The organism is Ensifer adhaerens (genome assembly GCF_002940685.1).
Taxonomy (GTDB): Bacteria; Pseudomonadota; Alphaproteobacteria; order Rhizobiales; family Rhizobiaceae; genus Ensifer; species Ensifer adhaerens_E.
This window is the reverse complement of sequence record NZ_PNFP01000016.1, coordinates 195,229-205,635: the sequence shown is the minus strand read 5'-3', so window position 1 is coordinate 205,635 and position 10,407 is coordinate 195,229. Positions and strand designations below refer to the sequence as shown.

10 protein-coding genes are annotated in these 10,407 nt (G+C 65.3%); all 10 read right to left on the bottom strand.

Features of this window, described 5'->3' with window-relative positions:
* Nucleotides 1-309 precede the first annotated feature (309 nt).
* Complete coding sequence (locus C1A35_RS27870) at nt 310-1,059, bottom strand: SDR family oxidoreductase (RefSeq protein ID WP_104667477.1); 750 nt, start codon at nt 1,057-1,059, stop codon at nt 310-312.
* Nucleotides 1,060-1,082: 23 nt separating this feature from the next.
* Nucleotides 1,083-1,925, bottom strand: a complete 843-nt coding sequence (locus tag C1A35_RS27865; RefSeq protein WP_104667476.1) for a fumarylacetoacetate hydrolase family protein — start codon at nt 1,923-1,925, stop codon at nt 1,083-1,085.
* A gap of 42 nt (nt 1,926-1,967) precedes the next feature.
* Nucleotides 1,968-2,990 (bottom strand): hypothetical protein, encoded by a 1,023-nt coding sequence (locus C1A35_RS27860; protein WP_104667475.1) that lies wholly within the window; start codon nt 2,988-2,990, stop codon nt 1,968-1,970.
* Nucleotides 2,987-3,880, bottom strand: coding sequence for an SMP-30/gluconolactonase/LRE family protein (locus C1A35_RS27855; RefSeq protein ID WP_104667474.1), 894 nt, complete (start codon nt 3,878-3,880; stop codon nt 2,987-2,989). The genes C1A35_RS27860 and C1A35_RS27855 overlap by 4 nt, the downstream gene beginning before the upstream one ends.
* 9 nt (nt 3,881-3,889) lie before the next feature.
* Nucleotides 3,890-5,002: a mannonate dehydratase gene (locus C1A35_RS27850; protein WP_104667473.1), complete on the bottom strand. Its 1,113-nt coding sequence runs from the start codon at nt 5,000-5,002 to the stop codon at nt 3,890-3,892.
* Nucleotides 5,003-5,021: 19 nt separating this feature from the next.
* Complete coding sequence (locus C1A35_RS27845; RefSeq protein WP_104667472.1) at nt 5,022-5,807, bottom strand: SDR family NAD(P)-dependent oxidoreductase; 786 nt, start codon at nt 5,805-5,807, stop codon at nt 5,022-5,024.
* A gap of 107 nt (nt 5,808-5,914) precedes the next feature.
* Nucleotides 5,915-6,907, bottom strand: coding sequence for an ABC transporter permease (locus C1A35_RS27840; protein WP_104667471.1), 993 nt, complete (start codon nt 6,905-6,907; stop codon nt 5,915-5,917).
* Nucleotides 6,904-8,448, bottom strand: a complete 1,545-nt coding sequence (locus C1A35_RS27835; protein WP_104667470.1) for a sugar ABC transporter ATP-binding protein — start codon at nt 8,446-8,448, stop codon at nt 6,904-6,906. The genes C1A35_RS27840 and C1A35_RS27835 overlap by 4 nt, the downstream gene beginning before the upstream one ends.
* Before the next feature lie 69 nt (nt 8,449-8,517).
* On the bottom strand, nt 8,518-9,477 hold the full coding sequence (locus tag C1A35_RS27830) for a substrate-binding domain-containing protein (RefSeq protein ID WP_158665183.1): 960 nt from the start codon (nt 9,475-9,477) through the stop codon (nt 8,518-8,520).
* A 118-nt stretch (nt 9,478-9,595) separates the two neighbouring features.
* Nucleotides 9,596-10,339 (bottom strand): FadR/GntR family transcriptional regulator, encoded by a 744-nt coding sequence (locus C1A35_RS27825; protein WP_104667468.1) that lies wholly within the window; start codon nt 10,337-10,339, stop codon nt 9,596-9,598.
* Nucleotides 10,340-10,407 lie beyond the last annotated feature (68 nt).

Below are 10,407 nucleotides of genomic sequence, written 5' to 3'. Positions count from 1 at the left end.
AAGGCGCGAAAAAGGTCGGCACGACGGAGATGGGCGACGCCATCCTCGCCGAGTTCAAGGCGCTCTCGGCGTAAGCCGTAATCGGAACTTTGGACCACGAGGAGCTTACATGCCCCTCATTTCTGTGCTCGTCACAGAAATCTCTGGCAGTTCCGCTGGAGCTGCGGGACCAGCCCAAGTCCTTGGGCTGAAAGGTTCTTTGACCCGACGTCCGTCGGGTCGCTGGATCCCCGCCACAAGGGCGAGGAAGACAGAGTGCGGGGTAGGTCTTCGCGGTCATCGTGAGCGCACAGGTCGTGGCCGCGTGGCTCAGATCGTAATGCCGCCGTCGATGTTGATGGCCTGGCCGGTGATGAAGGCTGCCTCGTCGGAGGCAAGGAAGGCGCAGATGGCGGCCACCTCCTCCACCGTGCCGAAGCGCCCGGCCGGTTGCCGGCTGATGAAGTACCGGTAGGCCTCATCCCGGCTTCCGAGCTTTTCGCCGAGTTCGCCGATGCGCTCTTCCAAAGAGGGCGACGCAACCGTTCCGGGGCAGACCGAATTGCAGCGGATGCCTTCTGACACGTAATCCGCTGCGACCGCCTTGGTGAGGCCGATGATACCACCCTTGGCGGCACCGTAGGCGGCGCGCCGCGGGAAGCCCTTGATCGACGAGGCGACCGAACCGATGGTGATGATGCTGCCGCCTTTGGCCTTCATCTTCGGGACGGCACCGGCGATGACGTTGTAGGCGCTGTCGAGCGTGATGTTGACCGAGCGCCGCCAGTCCTCGGGCGAGCACTCCTCGATCGTGCCCTGGTGCACGTAGCCGACCGCATGCACGAGGATATCGACCCGCGCGAAGCCGGCAAAATAGTCCGCGACCGCTGCATGATCCGTCGCATCGAGCCGCGTCGTTACGGCGCCGTCGAGCGTGCCCAGCAGGCCTTTGTTGATGTCGCTGGCGTGGACCTCGGCGCCTTCAGCCATCAGTCGTTCGGCCACCGCGCGACCGATGCCCTGGCCGGCGGCGGTGACCACGGCCACGCGTCCGGCCAATCGCCCAGTCTTCTCACTCATGATCCATTTCCTTTGCGAGCGTTCTAGAGGGATTGAACGACCTGGCGCTGGCGGCCGAGGCCGTCGATCCCCAGTTCGACCACGTCGCCCGGCTTCAGGTAGCGCGGCGGCTTCTTGCCCATGCCGACGCCCGGTGGCGTGCCGGTGCAGATGAGGTCGCCGGGCTCGAGCACGCAGAATTCGCTCATGTAGGAGACGATGGTTGCGACGTCGAAGATCATGCGCGCCGTTGTGCCGGCCTGCATGCGCTCGCCGTTGACGTCGAGCCACATCGACAGCGCCTGTGGATCCGGAACCTCGTCGCGGGTCACGAGCCACGGGCCCGTCGGGCAGAAATTCGGAAAGCTCTTGCCCTTCACCCATTGCCCGCCACGCTCCATTTGCCACGCGCGCTCGGAGACATCGTTGACAACCGTGTAGCCGAACACGTGATCCATCGCCGTGTCGCGAGAGACGTTGAGCGCCCGCTTGCCGATAACGATGCCGAGTTCGACCTCCCAGTCGAGCTTCGACATTTTCTCCGAGTGAAGAAGCGGCGCGTTCGGCCCGCAATAGGTGCCGGCCGCCTTGTTGAAGAGGATCGGTTCGGATGGCACCGGCAGGCCCGCCTCTTCGGCGTGGTCTGAATAATTGAGACCGACGCACCAGATCGTGCCCGGCCTTGCCACCGGCGGCAGGATGTCGGCATCGGTCACCGGCAGCAGGGGCAGAGCCGCGAGATCCGCACCGGAGAGTGCCGCGACGACTTGAGGCAAGGTCTCCGCCATGAAATCCGGGACGAGCGAAGACACGTCGCGCGCCTCGCCCCCGCCATCGAGGATGCAGGGCGCGGGCGAGCCGTCGACGGTGAGACGCAGCAATTTCATTCTCTTGGCCTTTCAGTTGGAATAGCTGGGCGAGTAGCGGACTCAGTCGATCGGAGCGGCTTCGACGGAAAGCCGGTAACGGGTGGTGAACGTCTGACCGGGTTCAAAGGCAATCGCTGTCGCAACGCCCGAGGCCGCGATGGGGTTGTTGTCCGTGGAGACCGCCGATCCGAGATCGAAGGCGGACGCGATCGGCTCGACACCGAGCGCCACGTGCCGGCCGTTCCAGGGGTAGGCCTTGCGGCCGCGGTTGCTGTACCAGAGCAGCAGGCTCGGAAAATGTTCCTTTTGCCAGCTAAGCCGCGCGCGAAAACCTTCATCGCGATAGTGGAGCGCGAGGGTGCCGTCGATGCCCGAGAGCTGCAGCAAGTCCTCGGTTTCCTCGACCAGCGGAACCTGGGATGCGTCGATGGTCAATCCGTCGCGCGCCTCGACCTTGCGGAACGATGGCCATTGCCGATCCGGTGCGAACAGCGCCGCGCCCGGCTCGACATCGCCCGGAAAACTCCAGACGCGATCATAAGCTCCCGGTTCGATCGCGACCGATGCCGGCCGGGTGGACAGCCGGAAGGTGGGATGCAAACCGATCGGCAGGCGGCATGAGCGCCGCGCCTCGATTTCCAAAGTGAGGTCGATGGCCGCCGCATGTGGATCCGGTACGATCCGCCGCCGCAGCAGGCTGATCGGATGGTTCTCCGGATAGCGGCATTCCATGGTGATCTGGCGGTCGTCGCAGGCGCCCCACGCCCAATGGACGTTGGAACTATGGCCATGCGGCACGCCGGCGCCTTCAAAACTCTCGCCCGTCGCCGACCATCCATCGGGGAGCGATCGGTCCGCGTCGCTGCCGAAGGGGACGCAGGGCCACTCGCCGCGCAGCTCCCTCAGGATTTCCGGCAATGTCTCGCGCTCGGGATCGTTGCCCCAGGGCGCCACCTGCAAGGGGCTGACCTGGCGCCCGTCCGGCAGCAGGAACAGCACCGGGCCGAGCATGCCGCCGAGCGACTGCACCGAAAGGCATCCATGCGCCCAGGCGAGCGCGCGCCGTGTCGTCTGCACGCTCACCTTGTCGCCATCCCGTAGCGATTTTCCGGAAGACCGGCGACGTCTACCCGCATGGCATAAAGACTGCCGGCAAGGCGCTCGGCCGGTCCGCCGCTGGCCGTCGTGATGTAGAGCGTCATGCGGTCCGCGCCGCCGAAGGTACAGGTGGTGATGTTGCTGACCGGCATCTCGATCACCTCGGCGAGGGTGCCGTCGGGCGCAATGCGGGCCATGCACCGTCCGCCATAGCGGCAGTTCCAGAGAAAGCCTTCGCTGTCGATCGCCGAACCGTCCGGCGCGCCACGATCGAAACCGACTAAGAAGGGTCGTTCGCCGGAAATCGATCCGTCCGTGGCATGATAGTCGAAGGCATAGACCTCGTTGGCGAGCGTATCGCCGAAATAGAAGGTGCTTCGATCCGGGCTCCAGCACAGCGTGTTGGATATGCCAAGTCCATGCCGCCATTCGGTGACGGCGCCATCGGGCGCGATGCGATAGAGGATGCCCTCGCCCGGCGCAACGTCGCCGAGTTGACCGTCGGGAAGAACGTTGTTCTTCATCGAGCCGACCCAGAAGTTTCCGGCCGGATCGGCGCGGCCATCATTGAGCCGCACCCTGGGCGCACCGGGCAGGGCAAAGCCGTGATCCTGCCGCCGGTCGGTTTTCGGCCACCACCAGATCAGCTTCGAGCCGAGCGCCACAAGCAGGCGGCCGTCTTCGCTCGTCAGCGAGATCGCGACCACCGGTTCGTCGAACAGCCAAGTCCTGACCGCCCGCGTCGCCTCGTCGTAGCGATGGATGAGAAACCGGTTGATGTCGGTCCAATAGACCGCCGCCTCGTCCGCCGACCAGACGGCACCCTCGCCGCAGCGGTCGCCGACGGGTGCGACACAGACAAGCTCGCGTGCCATCGCCGCCTCCTATTCCGCCGCCATGCTCGTCGGGATCGATCGCGACGGGCCGAGCGCCTCGGCGTTCTGTACCAGCGCCTTCATGTAGCCGAGCGCAAAGGCCTTGCCCGCATGCCAGGACGCGCCGCAGGTCATGGCCGGCGTATGGTCCGGGATCATCACGCCCTGATAGTTCTCGTCACGCAGGATGCGGATGATTTCGGCCATGTCGATATCGCCCTCGTCAACGAACGTCTCGACATAACGCGGCATCTTTCCACGCACGTTGCGGAAGTGGATGTAGCCGATGCGGCCCGAACGGGCGAAACGGCGGACATGCTCGTAGATGTCGCCGCCCGGCATCTCCTGCAGCGAGCCGAGGCAGAGTTCGAGCCCGTTCGAGGGCGAGTCGACGATCGCCATCAGCCGGTCGTATTTCTCCGGGCGGTTGACGAGCCGGGCCGTGCCGCGCAGTTCTTCGGCCGGCGGATCGTCCGGATGAGCGCCGAGCACGACGCCCGCCTCCTCTGCAACCGGCACGACCTCCTTCAGGAAGTGGGAAAGACGATCCCAAAGCTCGGCCGAGCTGACGGAGACGGATGCGGCGCCGGGAACGCCGCGACGGTAGCGCATGTTCCACACCATGCCGTCGGGGATCGGCGCATCCGGGCTGGGCGCGATGCTGTTTTCGACGCCGAAGCCGACGGACTCCGCACCGCCGCGGGCATAGGGGCCGCGCGTCCAGCCATAGACGCCGGCGAGCGAGAAATTGTAGCCGATGCAGGGGATGCCGGCGCGGCCGGCGTCGCGGATGAGCTGCTTCAGCCCCTCGATCTGCTCAGCCCGCTCAGGCCCGTCGAGCAGCACGTCGTGCCAGAAGCGCGGCGAGAAATTTTCGATCGCCGCGACCTCCAGGCCACCGGCCCTGATGTCCTTCACCAGCGCCGACAGCTCTTCGTAAGTCCAGAGCCGGTCGCCGGAGCAGTCGCCCCAGCCGCCCTGATCGCCGCTGTCGATCTTCGGATCCTTGCCGGCGAAATAGTTGGTCAGATGCGCGACGACGTGGGTCGCGCCTGCCTGCTGCGCAAACTGAAAGTTGTCCGGGGTCAGTTGCTCCCGGTAGAGCCCAAGGCCGATCTTCATCTGTTCTTTTCCTGTCTGATTACTTGACGCCGATGCCGGCGGTGAGGCCACCGTCGATGCGGAAATCCGAGCCGGTGACGAAGGCGGCGCGATCCGACGCGAGATAGGCGACCAGTTCCGCCACTTCTTCGGGTTCGCCGATGCGGCCGATCGGGTGCGCGGCGCCGAAGCGGGCAAAGGCTTCCGCCTCGCTGACGCCCTCGCCGCCATAGGTGCGGGCGGCCAGCGACAAGAGCGGCGTGCGCACCGAGCCGGGGCTGACCGAATTGACCCGCACCTTGGCGGTCGCATGGTCGAGCGCCATGGCGCGCGTCAGGGCATGGATCGCGCCCTTCGAGGCAACATAGGCCGCGACATTCTGCTGGCAGGCATGGCCCTGCACCGAGGAGATGTTGACGATCGCGCCGCCGCCGCGCTTCATCATCTCGGGAATACCGAAGCGGCCGGTCAGGTAGATCGAGCCGACATTGACCTGAAGGCAGCGGGCAAAGGTTTCCGCACTGGTGTCGAGAACCGTGCCATAGGGGTGAACGGCCGCGGCATTGACGATGATGTCGAGGCCGCCGTGGCGCAGCACCGCCTCGCGCACGGCCGCTTCCACCTCGGCCTCGACGGAGACGTCCGTCAGCCGGGTCGACATCGGCAGGTCGCGCTCCCTGGCGATGCGGTCGAAGACCTCGTTGGTGGCGACGTCATTGCCGCAGGCAAGCACCGTCGCGCCCGACGAGGCGAGCCGGATCGCCGAGGCAAGCCCGATCCCGGACGTGCCGGTGACCAGCGCGATTTTTCCCTTGAATTCAGTCATGATTGTCTCCGCGATGGATCGCGATGATCCGGGCCGGCGTCGACCCGAGATCATAAGCGTGATCGTTGGTCATAAGGGGAGCGGGATGCGGACACCCCGCGCCGGTCTCAGCGCACCCGTTCCAGGACCTGGTTCAGGAGCACGGCGCCGAGGATGATCCCGCCGCGCACGACGTATTGCCAATATTCGCTGACATTCATCAGCGTCATGCCGTTGGAGATGCAGCCGAGGAACAGCACCCCGATCAGCGTGCCCCAGATGCGACCCTTGCCGCCGAAGAGCGAGGTGCCGCCGATGATGACGGCCGCGATCACGTCGAGCTCCATGCCGGTCGCCGTCGTCCCTGTGCCGGCGCCGATCTGCGAGGCGATCAGCGTGCCGGAGACGGCCGTCAGCGCGCCCGTCAGCCCCAGTGTCAGCGCCTTCACCTTCCAGATGTCGATGCCCGAAAGGCGTGCCGCCTCCATGTTGCCGCCGACGGCATAAACCTCGCGACCGAAGCTCGTGTACTTCATCAGGAAGTGCATGCCGGCAAAGGTGAGCGCGAAGATGTAGACAGGGAACGGAATGCCGAAGAGATAACCGCCGCCAAGGAAATCGAAGCCGAGCGGGAAGGACGACATCGGGAAGCCGCCGGTGATGAGATTGGCGACGCCGCGCAGCGCCGCGAACAAGGCGAGCGTGGTAATGAAGGTCGGCACGTTGAACCATTGCCGGAAGCGGCCGGTGAGATAGCCGAGCGTGAAGCCGAGCAGAAGCGCAACGCCAAAGCCGACGGTGACCGCGCCCCAGTCGCCGAACACATCGGTGAAGCGGTCGGCAAACCAGGCGACGATGCAGCCGGCAAGGGCGGCGCCGGCGCCGACAGACAAGTCGATCTCGCCGCTGATGATGACAGCGGTCATGCCGAAGGCGATGATGCCGAGCATCGACACCGTGCGCAGCACGTTTAAGATGTTACTGGTGGAGGCGAAGCCCGGTGCGACGAAGATCAGGAAGATCACCAATGCGGCGAGAATGATCTCCATCGGATAGGTTTTCAGAAACTTGAGCGGCGTGTTCTGCCCGCCTGTTTCCGTGGTCTGGCTCACGAGTGTCATTGTCTGGCCCCTTCCATGCACAGGCCGTAGAGTTCGGTCAGGTCGGTTTTCGTCGGATCCACCTCGGCGACGACGGCGCCGTGATGCATGACGAGGATGCGGTCGGCGACCTCCAGCACCTCCTCGAGCTCCGTCGAGACGAAGAGGCTGGCAAGACCATCGGCGGCCTGTTGCCAGATGATGTCGAAGATCTGGCGCTTGGCCTGAACGTCGACGCCGCGGCTCGGCTCGTCGAAGAACATCACCGACGGCTGTCGGTTCAGCCATTTGCCGATCACCACCTTCTGCTGGTTGCCGCCCGATAGCGACGACACGGGCAGTTCCGGATCGCCGCATTTGATGTGCAGATCGGCGATCTGGCGGCGCACATGCGGCTGTTCGCGCCGGCGCGAGATGAAACCCCTGTTGGAGATCGGGCCAAGGCTCGCCATGCAAAGATTGTCGGCGGTCGAAAGCGACTGCACGAGGCCGACCTCCTTGCGGTTCTCGGGCGTGTAGCCGAGACCGGCCTTGCGCATGTCGCGGGGGCTCGCGCCGGTCATGACGCGACCGTCGAACGTGACGGAGCCGCCGTCGATCCGGTCGGCGCCGAAGATCGCCCGCATTAGTTCCGTCCGCCCGGCGCCGAGCAGGCCGGCAATGCCGAGGATTTCGCCGGGATAGAGATCGAAGGACACGTTGTGGAAATGCCCCGACCGGCTGAGGTCGCGCACTTCGAGCACCGGTTTGGTGCGGTCGAGCCTGCGCCGCGGCGGCCGCGTCGCGCGCGCTGCGTCCCCAAACATCATGCCGACAATGGCCGACGGCGTGGTCTCCTTCATCTCGACCGCGCCGATGTAATGGCCGTCGCGGATCACCGTGCAGGTGTCGGCGATCTCGAAGAGTTCGCTCATCCGGTGGGTGATGTAGATCATCGTCACGCCGCGGGCGCGCAGGCGTTCGATCAGCGCGAAGAGCTGCTTGACCTCGCGCGACGCCAGCGCCGATGTCGGCTCGTCCAGAAGCAGGATCGACGGGTTGAAGGACATCGCCTTGACGATCTCGACCACCTGCTGCTGGCCGACGCTCAGCGCCGACACCGGCTGGCGGGAATCGATCGCGAGGCCCATGTCGGCGAGCAGCTCGCCGGCGCGGCGATGCAGGCCCGCCCAGTCGACGACGCTGAAGCCGGCGCGGCGCTTGTGCGGCAGGCGACCGAGAAAGATGTTCTCGCCGACCGAAAGTTCCGGCACGAGCGACAGTTCCTGGTGCACGGTGACGATACCGGCGGCAAAGGCATCGTGCGGCGAGGTGAAATGACGGTCCTCGCCATTGACGCTGATCGTGCCGGAGGTCGGCTCGGTGACGCCGGCGAGCAGCTTGACGAGCGTCGACTTGCCCGAGCCGTTCTTGCCCATCAGGGCATGCACCTTACCGGGCACGAAGCTGTGGGTGAATTCCGAAAGGGCGACAGTCGGGCCGTAACGCTTGGTCACGGCCCGAAAGTCCAGCCGTCCCTGCACCCCTTGCAACGCGGCTGACCTTGGTTGCGGATAACTCATGCGGATTTCCTGCTGTCGGCTGCGAAGGAGCGGCGGACAATGCCCGCCGCCCGGCTCACGTCCAGGCCCTTACTTCAGGGCCTTCAGGCCTTCCTTGTAGGCAGCGACCGCCTGCGTATCGGCGCGGGTCAAGGGCAGCACCGGCACGTTGACCTTGGTCTCGATCGTCTTGCCGTCGAGCAGGTTCTGCGCCGCTTCGATCGCCTGCTTGCCGACCTCGAGCGGCTGCTGCGCCGTCGTTGCCTGCAGCACGTTGTCGGAATTCAGGAGCATGTTGGCGAGCTGCTCGGAACCGTCGGTGCCGAAGACGAAGACCTTGCCTTCAAGCCCTGCCTTCTTGACCGCCTGCACGGCGCCGATCGTGCCGCCTTCGTTGGCGGCGTAGATCACCTGGATATCCGGATTGGCGGTCAGCATGTCGCTGGCAACCGCAAGCGCCTTTTCGGCAAGCCAGGCATCCTGCTGGGCGACGATGTCGACCTGATCCTTGACGACGCTCAGGAACCCGTCGACACGGGCGTTCGACTGCTCGGGCAGCAGCGCCTTGAAGGCGAGCGTGCCGATCTTGACCTTGCCGCCATTGCCGAGCGTCTTCAGGAAATCGGTCGCCGCCTTGCCGGTACCGATGCCGATATCGCGGTCCGAGCTCGTCACCGTCGCCTGGGCGACGTCGCCATTGGCAGACGTGCCGTAGGTGACGACGGTGATGCCGGCGTCGCGCGCCTTCTTCAGCGCCGGCACCGAGGCATCGGCCGAAAGCGGCGCAACGACGATCGAGTTCACGCCGCGGGCGATGTAGGTGTCGATCAGCTGGGCTTCCTTCTCCAGCTTGCTGTCGCTGTTGCCGGCAAGAAGCTCGTCGCCGGCGGCTTCCGCCGCCTTTTCCATGCCGATCTGGATGCCGCGGAAGTACTGGTCCTGCTGGAAGACGATGCCGGCGATCGCCTTGCCGCCCGCGAAAGCCGTACCCGGCGCGAAGCTGACGGTGGCAAGCAGCGTGGCAAGTGCCAGTCGTTTGATATTGCTCATGTTGGTTCTCCTCCCAAGTGCCCTGTTCGTGCCGCCGGACCAACGGGCGAAAATCCGGCAAACGGCTGCCTGCACCGCGACCCCACGGGAAGCGGCCCAAGCCAAAACTCCTATGTTTTCACCGCGTCGGCTGACTGCCCGGCGCGGCATCGACGAAGCGAATGCCGAATTCCAGGTGACGGCTCATCAGATAGACGTAGGCGATGCGGTCGCGGGCCCTCAGCGCCCGGATGATTTCGGCATGCGCCTCGAAGGTTGCCGCATGCACCGGACGTTCGGCCTTTCCGAGCCGCATGACCTCCTCGATCACCGAACGCAGCATGTGGTAAGCGGCCAGCGTCGTGCGGTTGCCCGAAAGCTCGACGATCGCCGAGTGGAACTCATAGTCGCACTGTGCGGCTGCCTCGACGCTCTCGGCCTCCAGAATGCGGGCGTTGATCGCATCCAGCCGGTCGAAGTCGGCATCGCTGGCCGTCAGGATGATGTGCTCGCCGACACCAGTCTCGATGATCCGGCGGAAGCCCTGCAGATCATGGAAGGAGTCCGGCGAGATGCCGTTGTGGAAGGCGAAGAGCCGGCGGATCGCCTCGCCGTGGCCGCCGCTGATGACGGCACCGACCTTCGGGCGGGTCTCGACCATGCCATAGGCGCGCAGCACCTGCAGCGCCTCGCGCACGGTATTGCGGCCGGCCTGGAACTGCTCGCCAAGATCACGCTCGGTCGGCAGTGCGTCGCCGACGCCAAGGCCACGCTCGGAGATCATGTCGCGGATCTGCTCGACCAGCCGGTCGACGGCAGAGGTTTTTCCCGGTTCCACGGCTTCCACGCCCGACAATGCCTCTTCCCGTACGGAACTACTCACCCGCCATCCTCCCTGCGATGCCTTATTTGTTGGTCCAGATTGCGCTATCAGTCAAGCGCAAAACTTAA